The 23888-nt window shown below is 39.3% G+C and carries 22 protein-coding genes and 1 pseudogene; 5 read left to right on the top strand and 18 right to left on the bottom strand.

Annotation, left to right across the window (positions count from 1 at the left end):
- Window positions 1-178 (top strand): annotated as a pseudogene (locus tag BUB87_RS14195) (IS110 family transposase); the annotation flags it as partial.
- A gap of 105 nt (window positions 179-283) precedes the next feature.
- On the opposite strand, the gene BUB87_RS11730 reads toward BUB87_RS14195, so the two are convergent.
- From BUB87_RS11730 to BUB87_RS11710, 5 genes are all read right to left on the bottom strand, one after another.
- A complete protein-coding gene (locus BUB87_RS11730; RefSeq protein ID WP_073345686.1) occupies window positions 284-1165 on the bottom strand; it encodes a sensor histidine kinase in 882 nt (293 codons plus the stop codon).
- Window positions 1166-1915, bottom strand: a complete 750-nt coding sequence (locus tag BUB87_RS11725) for an ABC transporter permease (protein ID WP_073345683.1) — start codon at window positions 1913-1915, stop codon at window positions 1166-1168.
- Window positions 1912-2649 carry an ABC transporter ATP-binding protein gene (locus BUB87_RS11720; RefSeq protein WP_073345681.1) on the bottom strand — a complete coding sequence of 246 codons (738 nt, stop codon included), beginning with the start codon at window positions 2647-2649 and terminating at the stop codon, window positions 1912-1914. The genes BUB87_RS11725 and BUB87_RS11720 overlap by 4 nt, the downstream gene beginning before the upstream one ends.
- 77 nt (window positions 2650-2726) lie before the next feature.
- Window positions 2727-4505 (bottom strand): thioredoxin domain-containing protein, encoded by a 1779-nt coding sequence (locus BUB87_RS11715; RefSeq protein WP_073345678.1) that lies wholly within the window; start codon window positions 4503-4505, stop codon window positions 2727-2729.
- Window positions 4506-4652: 147 nt separating this feature from the next.
- On the bottom strand, window positions 4653-5696 hold the full coding sequence (locus tag BUB87_RS11710) for an Mrp/NBP35 family ATP-binding protein (RefSeq protein ID WP_073345676.1): 1044 nt from the start codon (window positions 5694-5696) through the stop codon (window positions 4653-4655).
- A 117-nt stretch (window positions 5697-5813) separates the two neighbouring features.
- On the opposite strand from BUB87_RS11710, the gene nagA reads away from it, so the two are divergent.
- Both nagA and BUB87_RS11700 read left to right on the top strand, forming a co-directional pair.
- Window positions 5814-6959 (top strand): N-acetylglucosamine-6-phosphate deacetylase, encoded by a 1146-nt coding sequence (gene nagA / locus BUB87_RS11705; protein WP_073345673.1) that lies wholly within the window; start codon window positions 5814-5816, stop codon window positions 6957-6959.
- A 96-nt stretch (window positions 6960-7055) separates the two neighbouring features.
- Complete coding sequence (locus tag BUB87_RS11700; RefSeq protein ID WP_084111272.1) at window positions 7056-8285, top strand: methyl-accepting chemotaxis protein; 1230 nt, start codon at window positions 7056-7058, stop codon at window positions 8283-8285.
- 64 nt (window positions 8286-8349) lie between these two features.
- Here the strand turns inward: BUB87_RS11700 and BUB87_RS11695 are convergent, their stop codons facing one another.
- The 3 genes from BUB87_RS11695 to BUB87_RS14910 form a co-directional block, all read right to left on the bottom strand.
- Entirely contained in the window at window positions 8350-9726 is a 1377-nt protein-coding gene (locus BUB87_RS11695; RefSeq protein ID WP_234946036.1) for an HD domain-containing protein, read from the bottom strand.
- A 300-nt stretch (window positions 9727-10026) separates the two neighbouring features.
- Window positions 10027-11052, bottom strand: a complete 1026-nt coding sequence (locus BUB87_RS11690; protein WP_073345671.1) for a Gfo/Idh/MocA family protein — start codon at window positions 11050-11052, stop codon at window positions 10027-10029.
- Between the two features lie 105 nt (window positions 11053-11157).
- The gene (locus BUB87_RS14910) at window positions 11158-11280 is read right to left on the bottom strand and encodes a hypothetical protein (protein WP_268761647.1); all 123 of its coding nucleotides are present in this window, start codon (window positions 11278-11280) and stop codon (window positions 11158-11160) included.
- 91 nt (window positions 11281-11371) lie between these two features.
- Here BUB87_RS14910 and BUB87_RS11685 point away from each other — a divergent pair, with 91 nt between their 5' ends.
- Window positions 11372-12172 carry an alpha/beta hydrolase gene (locus BUB87_RS11685; RefSeq protein ID WP_073345668.1) on the top strand — a complete coding sequence of 267 codons (801 nt, stop codon included), beginning with the start codon at window positions 11372-11374 and terminating at the stop codon, window positions 12170-12172.
- Window positions 12173-12237: 65 nt separating this feature from the next.
- Here BUB87_RS11685 and BUB87_RS11680 read toward each other — a convergent pair whose 3' ends face one another.
- Window positions 12238-14214: a beta-galactosidase gene (locus BUB87_RS11680; protein WP_073345666.1), complete on the bottom strand. Its 1977-nt coding sequence runs from the start codon at window positions 14212-14214 to the stop codon at window positions 12238-12240.
- A 179-nt stretch (window positions 14215-14393) separates the two neighbouring features.
- Here BUB87_RS11680 and BUB87_RS11675 point away from each other — a divergent pair, with 179 nt between their 5' ends.
- Window positions 14394-15869, top strand: a complete 1476-nt coding sequence (locus BUB87_RS11675) for a long-chain-fatty-acid--CoA ligase (RefSeq protein WP_073345663.1) — start codon at window positions 14394-14396, stop codon at window positions 15867-15869.
- Window positions 15870-16160: 291 nt separating this feature from the next.
- Here BUB87_RS11675 and BUB87_RS11670 read toward each other — a convergent pair whose 3' ends face one another.
- From BUB87_RS11670 to BUB87_RS11635, 9 genes are all read right to left on the bottom strand, one after another.
- A complete protein-coding gene (locus tag BUB87_RS11670; protein ID WP_073345661.1) occupies window positions 16161-16607 on the bottom strand; it encodes a MarR family winged helix-turn-helix transcriptional regulator in 447 nt (148 codons plus the stop codon).
- Between the two features lie 127 nt (window positions 16608-16734).
- The gene (locus BUB87_RS11665; RefSeq protein ID WP_073345658.1) at window positions 16735-17874 is read right to left on the bottom strand and encodes a glycerate kinase; all 1140 of its coding nucleotides are present in this window, start codon (window positions 17872-17874) and stop codon (window positions 16735-16737) included.
- Between the two features lie 34 nt (window positions 17875-17908).
- Window positions 17909-19252 carry a PhoH family protein gene (locus BUB87_RS11660; RefSeq protein WP_073345656.1) on the bottom strand — a complete coding sequence of 448 codons (1344 nt, stop codon included), beginning with the start codon at window positions 19250-19252 and terminating at the stop codon, window positions 17909-17911.
- Between the two features lie 80 nt (window positions 19253-19332).
- Window positions 19333-20196, bottom strand: a complete 864-nt coding sequence (gene thrB, locus BUB87_RS11655) for a homoserine kinase (RefSeq protein WP_143156695.1) — start codon at window positions 20194-20196, stop codon at window positions 19333-19335.
- 17 nt (window positions 20197-20213) lie between these two features.
- Window positions 20214-20657 (bottom strand): ACT domain-containing protein, encoded by a 444-nt coding sequence (locus BUB87_RS11650; RefSeq protein ID WP_073345654.1) that lies wholly within the window; start codon window positions 20655-20657, stop codon window positions 20214-20216.
- An 85-nt stretch (window positions 20658-20742) separates the two neighbouring features.
- Entirely contained in the window at window positions 20743-21795 is a 1053-nt protein-coding gene (gene cobD / locus BUB87_RS11645; protein WP_073345653.1) for a threonine-phosphate decarboxylase CobD, read from the bottom strand.
- A gap of 186 nt (window positions 21796-21981) precedes the next feature.
- A complete protein-coding gene (locus tag BUB87_RS11640; protein ID WP_073345651.1) occupies window positions 21982-22185 on the bottom strand; it encodes a heavy-metal-associated domain-containing protein in 204 nt (67 codons plus the stop codon).
- Between the two features lie 114 nt (window positions 22186-22299).
- Window positions 22300-22413 carry an OadG-related small transporter subunit gene (locus BUB87_RS14905; protein ID WP_268761646.1) on the bottom strand — a complete coding sequence of 38 codons (114 nt, stop codon included), beginning with the start codon at window positions 22411-22413 and terminating at the stop codon, window positions 22300-22302.
- Between the two features lie 12 nt (window positions 22414-22425).
- Window positions 22426-23535 carry a sodium ion-translocating decarboxylase subunit beta gene (locus BUB87_RS11635; protein WP_073345650.1) on the bottom strand — a complete coding sequence of 370 codons (1110 nt, stop codon included), beginning with the start codon at window positions 23533-23535 and terminating at the stop codon, window positions 22426-22428.
- Window positions 23536-23888 lie beyond the last annotated feature (353 nt).

Below are 23888 nucleotides of genomic sequence, written 5' to 3'. Positions count from 1 at the left end.
AGCCAATTGCGTAAGGATACACGCAAAAGAGTATGCTGATTTTTACTGCAAGAAGTACAATGAGGTTACCAAACACCAGCATAAGAGAGCCCTCGTCTTAACGGCACGTAAGCTTGTAAGACTGGTCTTTGCCTTGCTGAGCAAAGGCCAAATCTACCAACCGGGAGGTAATGGATAGATTTAGTAAATACATTTAACTGAATATCAGCTAAGTTTCCTTCCATTATTATCCAATATATGGTGGGTTTATTAAGTGTTGCCTTTTTTAGAGTTTTTGAGGCCTTTATTTTTCAAGGTTCCAAAAAATACTACTTGACATTACACCGCTTGTCTTGTATATCCTGCCAACACCTACGGATAATAATATCTCATAATGGCGTTCTATAAAATCCTTGGAAAACGCTATTATATCCAGTAGTTCTTTTTTACATTCATCTATATCGTCCACGCGAAAATTAACTATCTCAGCCAGCTTATCTTTATCTAATTCTACAACAAATGAATTTACATATTTATCAGCAACCTCATCTATAATCTTCGACACAGTAAATCTGGTCAATACCCATTCTTTAGCATTTCCCTCTTTGATCAATTTTCCTCCATGGTTTATCTGATATATGACAACAGCAAAATAGTCTGAATCAAACGAAATATCAAGATAGTCTTTAAGCTCATCGATATCTCTATTCTCTATGCTGCCTTTTAACAATCTGTACATGATGTTAGCCTTGAGAATAGGCTTTTGTCTGAGTAGCTCACTTTTGATCTTTTTGCTCTCATCGTAAGTGTTTGATAACGTTAACCTTATAAACTCAAATTCATTGCCATACTTATCGTTACCGGTAATCGATATGTGATCTTTTATCCAATGCAATAATTGTTTTATAGGGTCATAATTCACATAGGCAAAGAAATAAGCCAATATAAGCCCTATGATAAGCAATACAGCCGTCAGCCCTATAGTAATATTTTTTATATAATCTACTTTTGACAAGATAACACTTGTGGGTATCACAGATATATATTTCCAATCAGTTACATACGATGTAGTGTAGGCCACAACGGATTCAGTGCCATTTATATCGCCTTTGATGCTGCCATATCGTCCCAATAAACCCAATTTGTTAAATCCAGTAATATCCTGATTTTTTTCTGTTAAAATCAATCAAGACTGCACCAATTGATGGTGTGCCGTAAAAAATCTTCTATAGGTTAAAAATGCCACAGAAAAGCAGGATATAGCTACCGTCGATGCCAGCATAAACGTCACCATTATCTGATATTTGACGGCATTTATGGGATCTACCCCGCCCAGTATCAAACCTGTCATCATACCAGGTAACTGAACAATGCCGAGGGTCTTCATACCGTCAATAGTAGGCATCATACCTGTCTTAATGGCTATTTTTAATATCTTTTGTACCGATTGCCTGGCTGTAGCGCCCAGTGCCAGAGCCGTTTGAATCTCCAGGGCTCTGCCTTTTATTTCATCTTTTAAACGTGATACTGTAAGACCCGATGATACCATAGAATTACCTATTATCATGCCGCTTACAGGTATGACTTCCTGCGGTACAAAGTGAATCGCCTTAAAAAATACCAGTATGGCCAGGGTTATTGTAGCAGCTATAGCAATAGATACAGTGATATAATAAAAAACTCCTGGTATGCCTTTACCTCTTTTTGCTGCATTATTACCGGCTACCAGTATCATCACACATATCATGGCAAGGGTAAAAAGGTAATTATTAGCTGCAAATATGTAGTGAAGTATGTACCCCACGATGGTCAATTGTATGACAGCCCTTACCGTTCCCACAATTATCTCTTTCTCTATAGCCAGTTTTTGATAATAGGATATAAACATCGCGATAAATACCAGACTTGATGCAAACGTCAATGGCCATACGTTCATTTTGATGCCCCCTTTTTCAACTTTCCTTCTATAAACAATTTTGTGATTTCCTTTTCAGGATTTTTAAAAAAACTCTTTGTTTCATTGTACTCTACTAACTGTCCATCTACGATCAAAAGGGTATAATCTCCAACCCTCATAGCCTGTTCCATATTATGAGTAATCCACACAAATGTAAGGCTTAGCTCCTTCTTTAATCGCAATATAAGCTCTTCAATCACCTGAGATGATGCCGGATCCAGGGCCGATGTAGGCTCGTCAAGGAGCATCACTTCAGGAGAATTAGCCAGTGTCCTGGCTATAGAAACTCTCTGCTGCTCGCCGCCGGACAATTGGCTTACATCTCTATTCTGATAAGAACTATCAAGACCCACCATGTCAAGGTATTTGATAACGTCAATATCCTTTTGTCCAGAAAGGTTTGGACCATACCTTATGTTATCGGCTACAGTGCCCTCAAAAAGACACGCCTGTTGAAATACCATACCCACCTTTCTTCTAAGCTTAATGACATCTAATGACTTAACATCTTTACCATCAACAAATATCGTACCCTTAGTAGGATCCATAAGCCGATTTATAAGTTTTATCATAGTGGACTTACCCGCTCCAGACGGACCTATAACTGTGTGTATGAACCCATCTGGGAGAGTAAATGTTAAATCTCTTAAAATGTCCTTGCCCCCATCACTAAAATACACGTGGTCAAAAGCAATTTTATCCTTTTGGGTCATAGCCCTATCCCCCTTGTTTTGAAACATTTGTTATGAAATTATGTTAAACCTTGAAATATTGTATGTCAATACTAATATTAAAGATACAATTCACTTATCGCTTTTAACATTTCCATCAGTTGTTTACTGTTATAAACAGGGTTCATGCATTTTGTACCTATGCATACATATGCAGCTGGAAGCCTGATCTCATCATATCCTCTGTTTTTTATGATATCGGCATCTTTTTTTAGGTCTAATTGTTCTACAAATGTATTGGGTACATACATCTTAAATACATTTTTTGCTATTTCTCCAGTTTCATCTCCTACTATGGAAACGTGTATAATGCCCTCCGTATAAGCCATTAAAGCTTTTACATAGGGCGATGAAAATAGACCATAATCAGTATACCGTTCACTAAAGTATTTCACAACTTCTTTGGCTGTTCTTTTATATTTTTCATTATCCTTTAACGTATTTAATAACGTATAAAACCACACAATAAGGCTGTTATTGCTCATGTCTTTTATATTATCCAGTGCCTTTAACACTTCATCCCGTGGCACATCCTCATTAAAAGCGTTCTCTTCCGAATCGTAAAACTTATTGTATATGATATCTGCTATTTCTTCTGCCCTCTTCAGATATCTTCTGTCACCTGTGTATTGAAACCCATCAATATTAGCAATCGACATATACACCTGTTCACTTAATATGTTGAAGTTATGGGGGCTCTCATCGTAATATCGGCAATATCCTTCCCCTTCCTTAAAGCACTTTTCGTTTAAAAAATTCAGTGCATTTAAGGCGATATCTCTGTATTTATCCTCATCTAAAACCGCCCATGCCCTGAAAAAGGCAGATACCGCTTTGGCGTTCCAGGATGTATAAACATTTTTATCTATCGCTGGCCGCTTTTTCGCCTTGCGCTGTTCTAACCTTAGCTTATAAAATTCCTCATCGGCATCCTGGCTTCCATAAAAAACCGATCGCTCGTCATCATATAGTTCTTGCAACATATAACTTATGGTCTTGTAAGCCACTTCTCTGTATTTTAGAATACCTGTCACCTGGTACGCTCTAAGATACGTATCCACAAGCATCGCATTATCTTCTAACATCTTTTCATAATGTGGTAATGACCAATCTCTGGTAGTAGAATATCGGAAAAATCCCCCTTCTTCACTATCGTAAATTCCTCCATCAGCCATATTATCCAATGTCTTTCCCAACATATGGAATACATCATCATCTTTGCTTTTGGCGTATTTATCTATGAGATAATTCAAAACATCAGCATAAGGAAATTTAGGAGCCAATCCGAACCCACCATAAAGTTTATCGTAATTACTCCTAATATTATCATCCAGGTATCTTTTAACAACTTCCAACAGGTTGCGGGATAAAGGCCTGTATATTCTTCTTACCTCCCTCTTGCTTTTTATCTTTCCGATTTTCTCTGTGTTTTTTACAGCCAGCTTGTGTTTATTATAGTAATCCACCGTTTTGCTCAAAAAATCGTATAATTCTTCTGGCGGCATATATGTTCCACCATTTAAAATTCTTCCTTCGGGAGTTAATACAACAGTCGTAGGCCACCCTCCCATGTTATATCGCTCATTTATATCAGGATTCTGGTCACTGTCAACCCTTACAGGTATAAGCTTTTCATTGATGAATTCGATATTTCTATCATCAGAATAGGAAGTTTCATCCATCACATGGCACCAGTGACACCATACCGCGCTTATTGACAGAAGCAAAGGCTTATCCTGTTCTTTAGCCTTATTAAAAGCCTCTTCGCCCCATTGGTACCACTTTATCCTGTTGGCTTTATTGGGCCTTGGAGAAAAACGAAACATCTGTTTTGACATAAAACCATCCTTTCACCATGCATTCATCAATCATATTGTGTTCCGATTATCTTCAATAAATGTATAGATGTGATACATTGGTTTGCTTTGTGCACACAAAAGCAAAAAACCACGTCTTATACCGTGGCTTTTGCTTTTACCTATTTTCTATTTTAATTCCGCAATCCTTTTTGCGATGTCCTGGTATATATAAGCGACAGGCTCATCATCCAGCGCAATAGGCCTGCCTTCATCGCTGCGCTCTCTCACTTTCACGTCTAAAGGTATACTCCCAAGTATCCGGGTTTTTAATTCTTCTGCCAGTTCTTCGGTAGCTCCTTTGCCGAAAATGTAATGTTTTTCACCGCAATTAGGGCATTCAAAGTAAGCCATGTTTTCAATAATGCCAAGAAGCTTAATCTGCGTCTTCTGAGCCATAAATGCCAACCGACCCGCAACGTGAGATGCTGCAGCCTGAGGCGTGGTCACCAGAATAAGCTCGGCGTGTGGAATCTTCTGCATGACCGTAAGAGGTATATCTCCTGTGCCCGGCGGCAGATCCAGCAACAAGAAATCCAGATCTCCCCACAATACGTCATTGAGAAACTGCTCCAATGCCCCTGCCAGCAAAGGACCACGCCATATTATAGGCGTATCTTCGTCAGCAAAAGAACCCATTGAAATCACTTTGATGCCATGGACTTCCAAGGGCAATATGGTGTCCTCACCTATGACCATAGGCCTTTTTCCGCTTATCCCCATCATCCTAGATACGCTGAATCCCACTATATCAGCGTCGATCAATCCTACTTTATATCCCTGCTTTGCCAATGCAATTGCGAGGTTTACCGTAACTGTAGATTTGCCTACGCCACCTTTTCCACTGCCAACAGCTATTACCCTGGCGCTTTGAAACTGAAATTCTTTTTGTGGATGAAGCTTTCTAGTGAGCTCTTCTCTTTCTTCCTGAGACATAACGCCAAAATTGACTTCTACTTCCTTTACGCCATCAATACCTCTTACGGCGTCGACTATATCCTGTTTTATCGTGCTATGTAGTGGACATCCAGCTACAGTAAGGTTTACGTCAATTGTTACTTTTCCGTCATCTATCTTTACACCTTTAACCATACCAAGGTCTACAATATTAATCCCAATTTCGGGATCAACCACATCTTTTAGAGCGTTCAATATATCTTCTCTTGCAAGCAATGTCAAAAACCTCCTCATGTTTTTTGTACATTGATTATATCACTATAATGCGATTATATAAAGCAAAATATGTTATAATCATATCATCAATAAAATATATTAGAGGAGCGTGAAATCATGTCTAAAAAAGTTATAGCCAATGGCAACGTGATCTTTTACAGCGATATAGTAAAGACCAATGTGGTCATCGAAGGCAATAAGATATCAGAAATAACCATTAGCATCCCACACGATGCCGAAGTACTGGACGCCGAAGGTATGTACGTAGCACCAGGTTTCATAGATATCCATACTCATGGAGCAGGGGGATATGACACTATAATGGGAAGCTATGAAGCTATCAACAACTTTTCTAAAACCCTGGCCCGATACGGTGTCACATCATTTCTCCCGACTACCATGACAGCGCCTGTAGAAGCCATCCAAAAGGCTGTAGCTGCCGTTAAAGAAGCTATGGTAAAAGGCACCGATGGCACAAAGGTAGTAGGTGTTCACCTAGAGGGACCTTTCATAGGTGAAAAATTCAAAGGAGCTCACCCTGCCCAATACATATTAAAACCCTCTATAGAAGCATTCAAAAAACTTGTTAACGGGCATGAAGAAATAGTTAAAAACATAACAATAGCTCCCGAAGTAGAAGGAGCCTTTGAACTCAGCAGGTACCTATCGCAAAAAGGCATAAATGTATCCATAGGGCATACCAGCGCAGACTACGATATGGTAAAAACAGCCACTCTCTATGGTTTTTCCCATACTACCCATACATTTAACGGCATGAAAGGTTTTCACCATAGAGAACCAGGGGTCTTAGGAGCTGTAATGGATCTGGATAATATAACCGCTGAAGTCATAGCAGACGGCATCCACTCATCTTTTGCATCCATAAGAGTACTCCTGAAATGTAAAGGCGTAGATAGGGTTTTACTTATAACAGATTCTATGATGGCAACAGGTTTAACTGATGGCATATACAACCTTGGCACTCAAAGCGTCATAGTAAAGGAAGGACAAGCAAGGCTGACAGACGGAACACTGGCAGGTAGCACTCTTACATTAAACAAGGCTGTGAAAAACATTGTCGACCATTGTAAAGTATCTTTGACCGATGCCATAAGAATGGCTTCCTACAACCCTGCAAATAAAATTGGCTTAAGACATAAAGGTTTGATCATACCGGGATTTGATGCTGATATAGCAATACTTAACAAAGAAATGGATTTAATTTATACCATAGTCGAAGGCAAAATAGTCTATAAAAAGTAAAAACACAGCAAAAGTTTACATATTGTACTATCGAAAACAAATTATTCATGGTATAATTATTTTGTGAGTAAACAAAAGAAAGGGGGCATACACACAGTGATTAAAAAATTGATTTCAAACAGTTATCTTATGTCTTTCGTGCTGTCAATTATCGTAGGAATAATCTTTGTAGCATCCCATATAAATATAACGCTATCAATCCTTTTTACAGCCGTTTTACTTGCGGTAACGGAGTTCATTTCCTATTTAAACGTCAAAAGCAACAGCGATACTCTTGAAATGATATCTTACATAATCGAAAGGATAAAATACAAAGATTTTACCGAAGTCGCAACCGATGGGAATAAAGTAGGCCTTCTTGCAGAAAATTTCAATGCGATGGTAGCTGATATGAAGTCAATTATACTATCATTAAATGAAATAGCATCCAGGCTTTCAGATTCCACGCAGCAGTTAGTCGACGGCTCAGAAAAAATTAAAACTTCGGTAGATCAAATCGCCCTGACCATTGAAGAAATAGCTAAAGGCGCATCAGAACAGGCTATGGAGGCAGAAAAGGGTGTTTCTATGATAACGGACCTATCCGACCAAATTAAAGCCGTCTACGATAGCGCGCAACAGATAATAGACGGCAGTAAAACCATGAGGAAGTTAAATGAAGAGGGACTAAAGGCCGTTACTATCTTAAAGGAGAGATCTGATGTAAATACAGAAACATCATATCAGTTGATGGACCTCATAAAGTCCTTTAATGAAAGGACAAAGGACATATCCAGATTCGTAAACGCCATAAACAACATAGCAGAACAGACCAACCTTCTGGCTTTAAACGCTGCTATAGAAGCAGCCCACGCTGGTGACGCCGGCAAAGGGTTCGGGGTCGTCGCAGAAGAGATAAGAAAGCTGGCAGATGAAAGCAAAAAAACTACAAAGGAAATACAGGTTATCGTAAATGCTATTCAAACCGAATCCAAAAAAGTCGATGCCATGATGAGCACAATAGAGGAAGTTTCTAAATCTCAGGCTCAGGCAGTGGATAATACCGCCCATGCTTTTACTACCATTGCTAACGGCATTGAAAATAATATCAACATGATAAACGCAGTATTTGAAGCTATAGAAAAAATGGAAAACAGCAAAAACTCCGTTATCACTACCATACAGAATATTTCTGCTGTTTCTCAGGAGACTGCAGCTGCGAGCCAGGAAGTTTCCGCCAACACAGAAGAGCAATTGGAGTTTATCGCAGGTATCGTCAACTCTGTAAAGAATCTCGACGAGTTAGCCAAAGAATTAAAGAAAAATATAAATAAGTACAAAATATAGCAGTAAAAACCGCTATAGCGGTTTTTACTGTATTAATTATACCATATTGCTATGTTCTTTTTAATCAGCCATGGGTTATAGGCGTTGCATTAAAATATCCTGTATATACATCCATTTCAATTTCCTGGTTGAAAGAAGGAAAACTGCTTTCTTCTTTTACATAAATTCTTGTATTATTTATCTTCATTGTAACTTTTGATCCTCTCCGGGTTATACCTGCAGAAAGCCCATCTATAAGTCTAAAAAACCTGTACATAGGCAACAGATAAGCTGGAAAATCCCCCGGCAACTCGTTTTCTGAATGATGGTGATACTTTATCAGATAATATTCATCATCACTTATATTGTACAGCGATTTGCCTAATGATGCCCCACGAAATGCGTGAAAATAACCCCTTTCAAATACGTCTTTGGGATTCACTATATCTCCTATCTTTAAATCAGGCTGGACCTTACCGATATCGTGCAAAATAGTGGCTTGCACCAACGTGTTTTTATCCATCCCCGGAAGGTTCATAAGTCCCTGCTTAAAAGCCTCAGCAATCAGTTTAAGCATATTAACCACGTGCCTGTAGCACCCGTTTTTGATTATTCCCACGATTTTTATCATGCCAGGAGCACCTTCAACGTACTCATCAATATATTCAACTATTGATTCCAGGCGCGCTGATATGCGCTGATCAGGAAGCATTATTGTAAAGGCCTTTTCTACTTCATCCTGAACACTCCTCAGCTTTTCTACCATAATATACTCATGGCTCACATCTATAAAGGTAACTAAAATGAGGTTTTCCTTATTTAAAGTAGTTGCTGAAATCCTGCAATACAATCCTCCTTTGCTCGCACAAACCTTGCTGCGATTATCTTTAACTATTGCTTTAATTTCTTCGATGCCTATCGAACTCTCTGACATCATTTTCTTTGCAAAGCTATTAGCCGCAATAACTTTGCCCTCTGTTGAAACAAGCGCAATTCCAAACGGCAAAACATCCATTATATTATACATCATATCTTCCACATACACTCTTTTCTTTCTTTCTTCCATTTGTGCTGTAGCAAATTCAGATGTGAGCTTTTTAAGTGAAATTTTACCATTTAATTTAGTATCGCTCCCTGCGAACAATGGCAATGTACCTTTTTTATTTATTCTTTCGATGACGCTTTCTATATCCCCAGATATCTCCATTTTATCTTCATCTTTTATCAATGTCGCTATATCTCCGGCTTTTATTTTCGTACTTCCATCATTTTCGAACAGCAATCTTATTACTGACTTACAATCAATGTATCCCCATGCATGCTCGCCCTTATTAACAATTACCATATCCTCATCGCTGTCCAGCAGCGTTTTTACAACTTCTGTTAAATCAGCATCCGGTGAAACAACGGGAAGGTTAACATATCTTTCGCTTAATTTATCTTCCAATAACCTGTTTTCCAAGCAAGTTCACCTCTTCTGTTTCGTTATATACAATATACACACTATAATTTTATCAATATTGATTCTTAATGTCTATAACGTCTATCGGTAAACTTTTTTTCCTTAATCTTATCTAAATCATCGATAAAAAGTGGCAAAAACGAAATAGCCCCATATAAAATGCCTATTGAAATAATGAACAGAAAACCTATTTTAACAAATAAGTCATGCACGACAACCACTCCCCACTCCCTTTATTATCAATATATGTGGGAGGAAAAATAAAATGAACAGCACGCTCTGTGCTGTTCATTTTATGGGTTAAAATATAATCCTCTTTCTGTTCTTGCCCGACTCATAAATAGCGCATATCATAGCCTGCGTTTTTCTGGCTTCTCTTCCATCAATCTCAGGCTTTTCGCCTTTTTCTAAAGCTTCGTAATACTTTCTTATCTGTTTTGCATGGCTTACACCCCAGTAAGACTTAACGTTGCCATAATTGAACGTCTCATTGGGATTTCTGTCAGCTGAAAACTCTCTTCCATCGTTGAATTTTATAACAGCTTTATCAGCTGCCATCTTCACTATACCTTTTTCACAGTACAGCTCTATCTCTACAGGTGCGTCATACCCATAGTAATTTATCGCCCAAAATCCCGTTACAACGCCGTTTTTGTACTTGATGACGCCTTCCGCTGAATCCTCAACTTCGATGATCTCATGAGCCCTATTGCCTATGACGGCATCGACATATTCGATTTCATCACCTACAAACCACCTCATAAGGTCAAGAGTATGAATGGCCTGATCTATTATGACACCGCCGCCTTCTTTATCCCATGTGCCCTTCCAATCGCTCTGGCTGTAGTATTCATCAGTACGCTTCCATGTAACCATAGCCTTACCCGAAATGATCTTGCCCAGTTCGCCCGATTCCAGTGTCTTTTTAATGAGCTGTGAGCCTGCATTATACCTGTTCTGGAATATGACACCCAGTGTCACATTGTTATCATCACAGGCTTTTATCATGGCATCAGCATCTTCCAGTTTTATAGACATGGGCTTTTCTGTCAGTACGTTTACGCCTTTATTTGCCGCATATATGCATATAGGCGGATGCAAATAATGAGGCGTGCAAATATGTACTACGTCCAAATTTTCCTTATCTATCATCTCCTTATAATCCAGATAGTACTTGCAACCTAATTCTTCGGCTTTTTGTTTGGCCCTATCTTCTTTGATATCGCACACCGCCACAATCTCAGCATTATCTAACAACTTTATTGAATACGCGTGCATGGGAAATATATTCCCACAACCCACAATACCTACCCTAAACTTCTTCATCCTAAAAAAACCTCCATTCTTTATAAGTCCTTTTTAACATATGATTCTATGTCACCAGAAATCTAAATAAAACATTTCTACATAAAAGCAAAAAATCCTTCTTTTTTAAATAAAAAAATAAAACGATAAAAATATCGTTTTAAAATATATAAATTCTATAGCTGTTACATCGTTTACACCTAATTCAAAAGCTGTATGTATGACAGGTATAGCCTTTTCTTTATCCACATACTTCTTTCCGTTGATTTCGACGCCCCTATGGCAAACAAGCGATAATATGCTATAATGTTGACAAAACAGTGTGAAAGGATGTGGAAATATGGCTGAAAACACCAGAATTTTTCTTTGGGAAAACGACGCTCCTGGTGCAATGGGCAATGATCTGGAAGATCGCCCTAACCTTGTACCCTACCTCATAGACTCCGATAAGCCCGCTGGAACTGTTATAGTATTCCCCGGCGGCGGATATACCATAAGAGCTGAACATGAAGGTGAACCCATCGCCAGATGGATAAATACCCTGGGATTGCACGCGTTTGTCTTGAATTACCGCGTAAAACCGTATAAATACCCCTATATATTGATGGATGCACAAAGGGCTATAAGGTTGATCCGTTATCATGCCAGGGAGTGGAACATCGATCCGGGTAAAATAGGGGTCCTTGGCTTTTCTGCAGGCGGACATTTAGCATCATCTGTCGGAACCCACTACGACAGCGGTATACCTGATGCACCAGATCCTATCGACAGAATGGGATGCCGGCCTGACGTCATGGTTTTATGTTATCCTGTTATAACCTTCGGCGATTACAGGCACGATTGGTCAATGAGAACATTTTTAGGCGATAACCCCTCAGAAGAACTACAAAAGTTATTTTCCAATGAACTACAGGTCACGCCGGATACCCCACCAACCTTTTTATGGCACACAGCAAATGACGATGGTGTCCCAGTAGAAAACAGCCTGCTCTTTGCTTCAGCGTTAAGCAAAAACAAAGTCCCCTTCGAACTGCACATATACGAAACTGGACCACACGGTCTTGGCCTGGCACAAGAAGATCCACACATAAGCACATGGACAAAGCTATGCGGAGAATGGCTCAAAAAGCATTTGCAATAACAATAAAGGATACAAAAAGCTCAAAACACAACTTGACCATAGCGGTGTTGTGTTTTGAGCTAAATTTATTTTTCTACCAATACCATTGCAGAGTATGGTGGTATGTCCATATCTCCTTTATACACATTGCCCGTTATGATATCTATCATCTCTCTTTCCAGAGTCAATTTACCCGGGCGATTTTCGATCTCCAGTACAACCATCCCTGATCCTGCCTTACCACTTCTGGGCACCGCCAGTACATTGCTGGATGCAACAACCGGCAAAATGCCTGCCTCTTTCGCTACATTCAGGAGCAAGCGCTGAAAATCCTCCTTTGTCGGCATAGTCCCTAAAATTATGATCTGCCCTTTGCCCATCTCACACCTTGTGACCGCCGCAAGACCCGACAGAGGACCTTCCGTATACACGGCTATAGGTTCTGCTCCACGGGTTTCAAAACCGTCATACCATATGGAGCCCCTGGATGTATGATCATCTTTCCATTGGACAATAAAGTCTCTGGGATCTCCAGGTATCTGATATTTACAATACACCTTGCCCCAATCCTCAAGATAACCAAACGGCGCGTCAACATATTTTGTGGCGTGAATTGTGCGAATATCAGACAGTGGCCCCACAATCCACGTACCACCATTGTATACCCAGTTCTTTATACGCTCACTTAAACCGGACTCTTCAAGGGTCGGTAAAAATGGGGATAAAATCACTTTATAATCTTCCAGCGAAGCCGCCGGATCTATGATGTCAGGGCGAAGCTGTGCTTCCATCAAAGGTCGATAAACTGCATTCATCATTTTATCCGCATACCTGAACCCATTTACCATAGGCTGGAACTCAAATAGCCACCACGCGTATCCTGAAAAATGTACTGCAAGTCCTGATTTTACAGGCCGGGTATTATTTAAAAACTCTCCAGCTTTTCTAAAGCCCTCTGATACCTCTTTAACCTCGTCAAATATATGCAGAGGCCTGCCCGAACTTGAAATGACGGAACCATGCATGAGTTCCTGACCGCTCCAGTGGGCACGCCACAGCCAATATAGGTTGGCTTCTCCACCCAACGCTATTGGCAACCAGGAATTTACCCTGCAAAAGCCTTTCTCTTTATACCCATTGGCAGTAGTAGAACCATTCCAGCACGTCTGCGTCTCAGTATTCCAAAACGGCACCTGTTTTAAGGGGCGTATAAAATCCATCCAGAAAGCTGCCTGCCACAAATTTTCCATGCTATTGTAGTGATTGAATTGCACCACATCTAATACCTGGCTTATTTTATAGTAGTTGAGACCATTTACAGGCATCATGTCGGTACCCACCGGTTGCTTTGCCAGCCTATGCAATATATCAACCTGGACTTTAGTAAATTCTATGTATGAATCCGACTGAAAATTCATCCATGCTGTAAGCAACGAGGGGTGATGCCACGTGTCCGAACGCGGAATAGGCAATTGTTCAAAAGACTGATATGTCTGGCTCCATAAATCAGTGCCCCATGTCCTGTTTAGATTTTCGATAGTTCCAAACTGCTGGCGCATGGTGTCCTTAAACTTTTCATGACATGTGGGACAACAGCAACCACGTCCTCGTGGCGGATACATCTCGTTATCAATCTGCCAGCCTATGACGTTTTCATCATTTCCAAACTCTTCAGCAAGCTTTGTAACTATCTTTTCACAATACTGTCTATAGACACGATTGTTAGGACACGCATGCCGTCTAGCACCATGCTGAGCCCTTGTACCATCATCATGTACTACCAGAACCTCAGGATATTTTTCTACAAGCCATATAGGAGGTGTACACGTGGGAGTACACATAATGACAGCAATACCCGCTTCAGCCAATTTATTCACGACAGTATGTAGCCATTGAAAATCATAGACACCTTCTTCAGGCTCCATTCGGCTCCACGCAAATTCGCCTACTCTCACCACATTTATACCCGCTTCTTTCATCAAAGCGATGTCTTCATCAATCTTATCTAACGGCCAATCCTCTGGATAATATGCCGCTCCCAGATAAGGCGGTAAAACCTTCATAATTTACTTCTCCCCCTTTTACGTTTTTGCATCATCCTGCATTTTACATTATACCATCCGTACATGTCTTACTCAAGGATTTTACAAATTCAAACACTATGATATAATAGAGATGAAAGTAACAGCTGCAGGGTCTATCTATCTACTATCTCAATAAACTATATAAAAGGAGTTAAGATATGAGGATATTTGAAGTATATAAAAATCAAAAGAACTTAGAGAAAGGGCATGTGGCGCTTAAATACAGGGATTCTGTCGTCACGTACGAAGACCTGGCTTCATATATAGACAAATACGCCGCATATTTTCAGTCAATAGGGGTTAAAAAAGGAGACAAAGTAGCCATAAGCTCGCCTAATTGCCCAGAATTCATATATTCATACCTGGGAGCTTCCAAGGCAGGAGCTATAGTCATACCTCTTAATATGATGCTTACTCTTCAAGAGATAGGTTATATAGTAAGAGAATCAGGTGCAAATACTATAGTCATACATCCAGATATCTTTCAAAAGCTAGATAAATCAAATCTTTCGTCATTAAACATAAAAAATCTAGTGGTATTAAACGAAGACTTCAAATCAACCGTTCTGAAACAGGGAAAACCTTATGAAGTGGATATAGCTGCTGAAGATATTTGTACATACCTTTATACGTCGGGCACCACAGGCAATCCCAAAGGCGCAATGCTCACTCACAATAATCTAATATCTGATGTCATTGCGCTGGACGAAGCGTCAAATCTAGGGCCCTCTGACAATTTCTTGTGTGTGCTCCCCATGTTTCACAGCTTTTCCTGGACTGTAAATATACTCCTGGCTCTGTACCTGGGAAGTACGATTACCATAAAGGATTCTTTCATGCCAAAAGACATCTACAATACCCTTATGAATGAAGGAATAACAGTATTCTGCGGCGTGCCTTCTATGTTTGCCGTTTTAGTGAGAATGGCCAAAAAAGGTGAGCTTAAAACGTTAAAACTTGGTATATCCGGTGGAGCACCATTGCCATTAGAGGTACACAAGAGGTTTGAAGAGATATTCGGATATCAGATAATAGAAGGCTATGGACTATCCGAAGCATCTCCTGTAGCCATTTTAAACCCCCTAGAACCTGATGCCGTGAGAAAAGTGGGTTCAATTGGCATACCACTGCCAGGGATTCAGGCTAAAGTAGTAGACGAAGACGATAAAGAGGTGCCGGTCGGCGAAGTTGGAGAGCTGGTGATAAAAGGTCCTATAGTCATGGTGGGATATCACAATATGCCCGAAGAAACTGCAAAAACTTTGAGAAACGGGTGGCTTCATACGGGCGACCTGGCAAGGCAAGATGAAGACGGCTATTTTTACATCGTAGATAGATTAAAAGATCTGATTATCGTAGGAGGCTATAATGTCTATCCAAGAGAGGTAGAAGAAGCAATATACCAGCATCCAGCTGTACAGGATGTGGCCGTTATAGGCGTTGGCGACAAGTTAAAAGGAGAAGACATCAAAGCGTATATAGTGCTAAAAGAAGGAGAGAGCCTTACAAAACAGGAACTTCAGAAGTTTTTACAGGAAAGGCTTGCAAGTTATAAAATACCAAAGATATACGAATTCGTCGCGGAATTGCCCAAGACTCCTACAGGTAAGATATTAAAAAAGCTATTAAAATAAATAAAAACCCTGTGGTTTTAAAAACCATGGGGTTAAATTTATCATATTGGCTGTTTCCCTCTTGCCACACTTTCAGTGTTTTTAGCCTTCTCTGGATCTTTATTTACAATATCCAACATCAGGTTTGACAAACACAGATCAGCCATTGACTGGCAGAAACAAAAATAACAAGGCAAAAACCACCGGCCTTATAGATGGCTTCAAATACTTAAATAACCTCAACACCAGGCTATCATCTTTTTCCCTTCAACTGCAAATTTGTTAGATATCTAAGTATCTGGTTACAATATTTTAACACTCACCTCCATTTGCTCGAATCAGGTTATCCCTTATCTGTATAAAAAATCTTCGGAGCAATACCTTTTCTTCTAAAGTAAAACCTTTAAAACAATCATCTTCAAAGGTTTTTAATGCTTTTTCTACTTCTTTCTGGAGGTTATACCCTTTTTCTGTAAGATAAACCCTGGTTATACGAAGATCTTGAGGATCGCTCCTTCGCTCCAGAAGCCCTGCCTTTTCCATGCGTTTCAATGTGACCGTAATAGTAGACGGCTTAAGCCGCAATTCATCTGCTATTTCTTTCTGAGTTTTTCCATCTTCTTTCCATAATACAAATAAAATAGGCGGCTGCCCCCTGTATAACCCCAGTTGTGCAAAAAGGTTAAAGGTTCGCGCATGATGAAGCCTTATTATTTCCGCCAGTAAAAACCCCAATGAATCTACATCTTTGTTTTCCATTAACTACCACCTTTATTGGTTAGACATCTAACTACTCATTTATAATATACCATATGTTTAAACTTTAATCAAGTGTTTTTTTGAATAAAAAGTCCCGCAATAAAATCTCGGGACTTTTATATATATCTTATTTTTTATAAAAAAGCGCTATCGCTCTCATAATCTCTTCTGTAGTTTTTTCTAGATTTTCGGAAGATTCCTTAATTGATTCGCTTAATGTCATGGTGCGGGGATTTATATCAAAAAGGGCATCTATACCATAGTCATGCAGCACTTCATATCCCTCGCCCAGCATTCCTCCTATCGCAAATACAGGGACTCCGTGTTTTTTGGCATAGGACGCTACACCCACAGGTGTCTTACCATGAATGGTCTGTCCATCTATTTTCCCTTCACCTGTTATAACAAGATCCGCGTTTTCAAGATGCCTATCCAGATTCACAGCATCGCATACCAGCTTTATACCGGGAAGCAACCTGGCGCCCAAAAACGCTACCAGGCCAGCCCCTGCACCTCCCGCTGCTCCTGCGCCAGGCATGTTGAGTACATCAACCCCCAGCTCCGCTTTTATCACGTCGGCAAAATGCGCCAGGGCACTATCAAGCCTTCTCACCATTTCCGGCGTAGCTCCTTTTTGAGGGCCATAAACCGCCGATGCACCACGGGGTCCACACAGTGGGTTGTCTACATCACAGGCTACCAATATCTCCACGTCCTTTATCCTCTCATCAAGACCTGATACATCTATATGGCATAAATCTTTTAAATGAATGCCGCCTAATTCAATAGAATTTCCTCTTTCATCCAAAAGTTTCACGCCCAAAGCCTGGACAATACCAGCACCTCCGTCATTGGTAGCACTTCCGCCAAGGCCTATTATGAGCTTTTTAATTCCTCTATTAAGAGCATCTTTTATCAATTCGCCGGTACCATAAGATGTAGCCGTTTCTGGATTGAGTTTATCTTCCGGTACAAGAGGTAAACCTGATGCCGCAGCTATCTCCACCACTGCAGTCTGACCATCGCCTAAAATTCCATAAAATCCTTTTACTCTATCCCTTTGCGGACCTGTCACATCAAGGGATATGATCTCACCATTAGTCGCTTTGACAAGAGCTTCTACAGTTCCTTCGCCGCCATCAGCCATAGGCAAAATCACCACATCCGCATCACTGAACACCCGTTTTATACCTTTTTCTATATGGCATGCCACTTCGTATGAAGTCATATTTCCTTTAAACGAATCAGGCGCCACAATAATCTTCATTTTTTATCCCCCTATTTTTTGCTAATATTTATAACTACAATAAACTGGCTGCCAATTCAGCCAATCGTGATCTTTCTCCTTTGAGCAGCATCACATGTCCAGCCAGCGATTGGTCTTTAAAAGTCTCAACTACCTGAGTAAGACCATTGCTGCTGGAATCCAGATATGGGTTGTCAATCTGCTCAGGATCACCTATCATAACGATTTTACTGCCTTCGCCCACCCTTGATATAATTGTCTTTACCTCATGCCGCGTCAGGTTTTGCGCTTCATCGATGATTATAAATTGATTGGGAATACTCCTTCCTCTTATATACGTAAGGGCTTCTACCTCTATATTCTTTAAACCAACAATAATATCGTCTATTTTCATGTTTTTCTTGCCGCTGAAAAGATATTCCATATTGTCGTATATAGGTTGCATCCACGGCCTCAATTTTTCATTTTTATCCCCTGGCAAATAGCCTAAATCCCTTCCCATCGGAATCACAGGTCTTGCCACCAATAACTTGTTGTACACTCTTTCATCCTGGGTTTTTAAAAGACCTGCTGCGAGAGCCAGTAGAGTCTTACCTGTACCAGCCCGCCCCGTGAGCGTGACCAGGAGGATGTTGTCATTTAATAAAAGATCCAATGCCATCTTCTGTTGCACATTTCTTGGCATAATGCCCCATACGCCTTCATTGGGGACGATTAGTTGCTTTAGTGAATCACTGTTCAGGTCATATCTAGCTATTGCCGATTTACCGGAGCCAAACTCATCTTTCAATATTACATATTGATTGGGGTATAATTTGATGCCAAGACCGGTCTGTTCTATAAAGTCTTTTAACGAAATCCCTTTTTCCATATAGAATTTATCTATAATAGAAGGGTATACCTTTAATTCACTAAAACCCATATATATATCATCGTACTGGACGGTCTTATCTGATAAATAGTCTTCTGCCGCAAGGCCAAAAGAATCCGCTTTTATCCTCAATATGACATCTTTGCTGACAAGGACAACCGGCATGGGATTTTCTTTTTTTAGTTCTTCATTCTTTAAATTCAATGCTACAGCTAAAATCCTGTTGTCATTGCTTGTATCAACAAAGGATTCTCTAAGGCAATCCATCGCCCTGTGATTTAACTCTACTTTTAGCACCCCACCGCCATCAAGCTTTACACCCTCAGAAAGTCTACCCTTTTTTCTTAGTTCATCAAGGATACGCGCAACTCGCCTGGCGTTTCTCCCTATTTCATCATCATTTTTCTTTTTTTCATCGATTTCTTCGATGACTACTGCAGGTAAAATAATATCATTATCTTGAAAATTAAATATGCATTCAGGATCATGTAACAAGACGTTCGTATCCAATACATATTTCTTTTTCAAAGTCTCGTCCCCCTCAAACTGCATTTTTATAATTATATCATATTTATATGAAGGCTATTTTAGATTTTTGTTAAATTATTTTATCTTACTTCAATTATTTCAGCTCCTCTTGTATTAGCAAAAAGCGGTACTACGTTCCACTTGATCTGCAAATCATCTACGGTTCTCTCTATGCTTTCTATAAATGCCGTATTGTTCACATCATTAACCGCAATTATAGTAGGCCCGGCTCCACTTAAAAAAACACCTTTAGCTCCATAATATCTGGCCGCATCAAATATAACATCAAAATCGGGTATGAGGGTTTTTCTATAAGGTTGGTGCAACCTATCCTGAAGGGCAAAACTCAGATTATCCAACTTACCGGTCATCAGCGATGAGATTAAAAAGGCCACCCTGCTCACATTAAAAACCGCGTCTTTTTGAGTTATCATATCAGGTAAAACAGCTCTGGCTTTTTTAGTAGATAACTTTATTTCCGGTATCAGTCCAACAAACATAATGCTTTTAGGTACATCTATTTTCACAAAGTATGTTTTCCCATTCTCCTGTACAGAAACCGTCATGCCTCCCACAAAGGCTGGTACTACATTATCTGGGTGCCCCTCCATTTCTACCGCTAAATTTAACATCTGTTCAAAGCTCAGTACATTTCCTAATAGCTTATTAGCAGCAATGATTCCGCCGACTATGCAGGAAGCGCTGCTGCCAAGTCCCCTCTCTATTGGTATATCACCATAGACATTTACTTCTACTTCAGGCATAATCTTACCTGCACTATCATATACTTTTTTAACCGCTTTATATACCAGATGATCCCTATCTACATTGTTGCCACCCAATTTTACCTCAACAGTATTGAAAAGATTTAATGCAAGGCCAAGACAATCAAAACCCGGTCCAATATTTGCCGTTGTGGCTGGAACTTTTACTCTTACTATCATATATCTCCTCTCCTAACTTATTCCTGTGCTATGATTTCTAAATTTTCTACTCCTTCAATTTCCTTTAAGTCGTCAATAAAAGCCTTTATTTCCCCTTCCATTTTAGAAATGTCAATTGTAATGGTAACATTAGCTTTTTGATGAACAGGTATATTTTGATTTATAGTCAATATATTGCCACCATACGATGCCACCCTGTTTAAAAGCTGCGAAAGCACACCCGGTACATGATAAAGGATCATGGACAATGTCAATATTTTGTATCTTCTGTGATCAAAATATTTAAATACATAATCCTTGTACTTATAGAAAGCACTCCGACTTATTCCCACTTCTTTAACTGCTTCATTTATAGTCTTTGCTTCGCCAGTCTCCAATAATTCCTTGGCCTGTACGACTTTTGTATATATTTCAGGTAATACACTGGCATCGACAATATAATAAGTAGCGTCTTTTCTCAAACCGTATCTCCCCTGTCTTTAAATAGAATACATATGTTTTTCTTATATGGATATATAATAACATAAAAAAAGAAAATACTCAATATCAGCTTAAAGCATTTATCAACATGATATTTTCTTCATGTTTTTTAACCGCAATGCGAAAATATCTTTCGTCAAGACCCGTGAAATTGGATGCATCTCTTATAAGTATACCTTTGTCAATCAATTTTTCTTTTAAGGCAAAAGCATTACCTTTTTTTAACCTGCACAATATGAAATTAGCAGAAGATGGCAACGGCTGTATGTAGTCAATTCTCGTGAGACCTTTCATCAAAAAATTCCTTTCCTTTTCAACATAAATTTGTGTCTGATGTATGTAATCAGATTCTGTATAAAGCTTCATACCTACCTGCTGTGCTAAAGCGTTTACGGTCCACAGCTCCTTATATTCATTTAGCCTTTCTATAATACTCTTGCACGCAAAACCATAGCCAAGACGCAGACCAGGGATCCCGTAAAATTTTGTAGCCGCTCGAATTACAAATAGATTCTCACATGTATTTACATATCTGACCATAGAGATATTCTCGTAGCATCTTACAAATTCAATAAAAGCTTCATCTAGCATAATGTATTTGCCTTTTTTACCAGCATATTTTATGAATTCAATCAATAGACGAGCATCCATTAGTGTCCCCGTAGGATTGTTAGGATTTGCTAATATAACAGCATCAACGTCTTCAAGTCCATCTATCAAATCTCCAGGTCTTAACTTAAAATCATGATCCTCTTTCAAATAATAATACACTGGTATACCATTATTTAGCAGCACAGCCCTCTCATATTCAAGAAAAGCGGGTACAGGTATAAGCCATTTTCTAAAACCCATAGCCCTCACAAAAAGATGTATAAGTTCTGTAGCCCCATTCCCAACTATGACTTGCTCTTTAGAACAACCCATATTTTCAGCAAGATGTTCTCTTAACTTTATATAAAATGCATCAGGATATCTGGTTACATCATGATATCGAATAGAAAATGCTTTGATTTCGTCTATGATAGCCGGGGAAGGACCTAGAGGATTTATGTTTGAACTAAAATCTATTAACTCCCTGTTATACTGATGTATATCAGCACCATGCGCATATATCTTCATTTTTTATCTCCTCCAAATATTTGCCATTGTTTCATCTACAGTAGTATATCAAATATGGTATTGGACCTCAATATTGTCGATGAGATTATGCTGTAGCAAGTAAAGATGCCATAGAAACCGCCAGAAAAGCGCAAAAAGCGGTATGAATAATTCATACCGCTTTTGCCCATATAATTACTATTAATCTTACTTTACCTCATAGCCAGCTTCTTCTATAGCATTTATCATGGCGGTTTCTGTCACAGAATTTTCATCGTAATCTACATCTACGGTTTTCTTATCCAGATCTACTGTAACGTCATTAACTCCTTTAAGTTGCTTTAATGAATTGGTGATCGCCATTACACAATGCTGACAGCTTATGTCGGGAACATTAAATACCTTTTTCATTTGCTATACCTCCTACCCAGTATAGGTATATTATACTCCTTTCGTTCTCTCATGTCAAATGGGGACACGCCTTTTTATTTTTTGCAAATATATCAAATTTATACTTTAGAAGCATTATTGGTGAAAAGCCCGCATAAGCACCTTCATCAACAAATAAAACAATATCAATACAGAAAATGTCATCGCCATTCCGCCGAACATGACCTCAAGAGTCTGTAATAATACCATTTTAACACTCCTTTACATCATAGAACTTACCATCGAAAGCACAATGCCACCTGCTATTATGGACCCAATCTGGCCCGCCACATTGGCACCAACCGCCTGCATAAGCACGAAATTAGTAGGATCTTCTTTTTGCGCCATTTTCTGTATTATTCTGGCCGACATAGGAAAAGCCGAAATCCCTGCTGCCCCTACCATAGGATTAACCTTTTTTTTCAGGAAAAGATTCAATATTTTAGCAAAAAGCACCCCGCCCGCCGTGTCAAAAATAAATGCAACGAGGCCCATAGCAAATATCAATAAAGTGGTAGGCGTCAAAAATTTATCAGCAGTCATCGTAGAACCTATAGTGATACCTAACAGCAGTGTAACAAGGTTGGCCAGCTCGTTTTGGGCTGTCTTTGAAAGCCTATCTAAAACACCACTTACCCTTATAAGATTGCCGAACATCAGGGAACCTACCAGTGAAACACTCATAGGTGCTAATATACCAGCCACAAAAGTTACCACAATGGGGAAAAGTATCTTTACTTTATTTGGAACCTCTACGAGGTGTAAATCCATCTTTATCCTTCTTTCAGCAGATGTTGTCAATGCCTTTATGACTGGGGGCTGAATAATCGGAACTAATGCCATATAGGAGTAAGCCGCCACTGAAATAGGGCCCAATAAATTCGGCGCAAACAGGTTTGCTACGTATATAGATGTAGGACCATCGGCTGCTCCTATTATACCTATAGAAGCTGCCTGCTTTAAGTCAAATCCCAGCAATGCCGCTAGAAACATAGTAAAAAATATGCCAAATTGAGCTGCTGCACCAAAAAATATCATAAAAGGCTGCTGAAGCAGTGGAGTAAAATCCACCATGGCACCCACCGCTATGAATATGAGAATAGGAAATAATTCCGTTTTGATTCCCGCATTGTAAAGAATCGTTAAAAACCCATCTTTCCCAATAGCCGATGAAAAAGGTATATTCGCCAAAATGATTCCAAATCCTATAGGCAAGAGTAGCATTGGCTCATAATCTTTTTTAATAGCTAAATAGATAAGTAATCCACCAATTAAAAACATTATAATATCTCCGATAGTAAGACCTGCAAAGCTTTGTAAAAATCCTTCCATTTATTCTCCTCCCTCGTATAATATGATTTGTAATCAACCAAAAAGGTCGACCTTTAACAAGATTAATAAAGATCTTTGATATTTAAATATTGTTTCTTTAAATTTCACCATGATTAAATCTATCAAGTGCCACTTGATACTTATGCATACATCGCATAGCTACTACCCATGTTTGGGAAGATGGGTTGTCAAGCCCGAACGCAGTGAGTTCATTTTAGGCTTGACTACTCATCGACCAAACATATAATCCTCTCTGCGATGTATGCTCGATTGCTGCATTTTGTATTGTAGTACACGTATTCCCTCTTTCTTCTTCAGGTTGTCTCTGTTAAACTATCTCTAGGATTTGGTTT

The sequence above is a fragment of the Caldanaerobius fijiensis DSM 17918 genome, assembly GCF_900129075.1.
In the GTDB taxonomy this organism is placed as follows: Bacteria; Bacillota; Thermoanaerobacteria; order Thermoanaerobacterales; family Caldanaerobiaceae; genus Caldanaerobius; species Caldanaerobius fijiensis.
Note: the sequence above shows the minus strand (reverse complement) of the source record. Positions and strands in the feature narration are given on the sequence as shown.

Excerpts from the sequence above, each read along its gene's own strand:
- BUB87_RS11725 (WP_073345683.1), bottom strand. The coding sequence starts at position 1,915 with ATGAACGTATGGCCATTGACGTTTGCATCAAGTCTGGTATTTATCGCG.
- BUB87_RS11720 (WP_073345681.1), bottom strand. The coding sequence starts at position 2,649 with ATGACCCAAAAGGATAAAATTGCTTTTGACCACGTGTATTTTAGTGAT.
- BUB87_RS11715 (WP_073345678.1), bottom strand. The coding sequence starts at position 4,505 with ATGTCAAAACAGATGTTTCGTTTTTCTCCAAGGCCCAATAAAGCCAAC.
- nagA (WP_073345673.1), top strand. The coding sequence starts at position 5,814 with ATGTCTAAAAAAGTTATAGCCAATGGCAACGTGATCTTTTACAGCGAT.
- BUB87_RS11690 (WP_073345671.1), bottom strand. The coding sequence starts at position 11,052 with ATGAAGAAGTTTAGGGTAGGTATTGTGGGTTGTGGGAATATATTTCCC.
- BUB87_RS11685 (WP_073345668.1), top strand. The coding sequence starts at position 11,372 with ATGGCTGAAAACACCAGAATTTTTCTTTGGGAAAACGACGCTCCTGGT.
- BUB87_RS11680 (WP_073345666.1), bottom strand. The coding sequence starts at position 14,214 with ATGAAGGTTTTACCGCCTTATCTGGGAGCGGCATATTATCCAGAGGAT.
- BUB87_RS11675 (WP_073345663.1), top strand. The coding sequence starts at position 14,394 with ATGAGGATATTTGAAGTATATAAAAATCAAAAGAACTTAGAGAAAGGG.
- BUB87_RS11670 (WP_073345661.1), bottom strand. The coding sequence starts at position 16,607 with ATGGAAAACAAAGATGTAGATTCATTGGGGTTTTTACTGGCGGAAATA.
- BUB87_RS11665 (WP_073345658.1), bottom strand. The coding sequence starts at position 17,874 with ATGAAGATTATTGTGGCGCCTGATTCGTTTAAAGGAAATATGACTTCA.
- thrB (WP_143156695.1), bottom strand. The coding sequence starts at position 20,196 with ATGATAGTAAGAGTAAAAGTTCCAGCCACAACGGCAAATATTGGACCG.
- cobD (WP_073345653.1), bottom strand. The coding sequence starts at position 21,795 with ATGAAGATATATGCGCATGGTGCTGATATACATCAGTATAACAGGGAG.
- BUB87_RS11640 (WP_073345651.1), bottom strand. The coding sequence starts at position 22,185 with ATGAAAAAGGTATTTAATGTTCCCGACATAAGCTGTCAGCATTGTGTA.
- BUB87_RS14905 (WP_268761646.1), bottom strand. The coding sequence starts at position 22,413 with ATGGTATTATTACAGACTCTTGAGGTCATGTTCGGCGGAATGGCGATG.
- BUB87_RS11635 (WP_073345650.1), bottom strand. The coding sequence starts at position 23,535 with ATGGAAGGATTTTTACAAAGCTTTGCAGGTCTTACTATCGGAGATATT.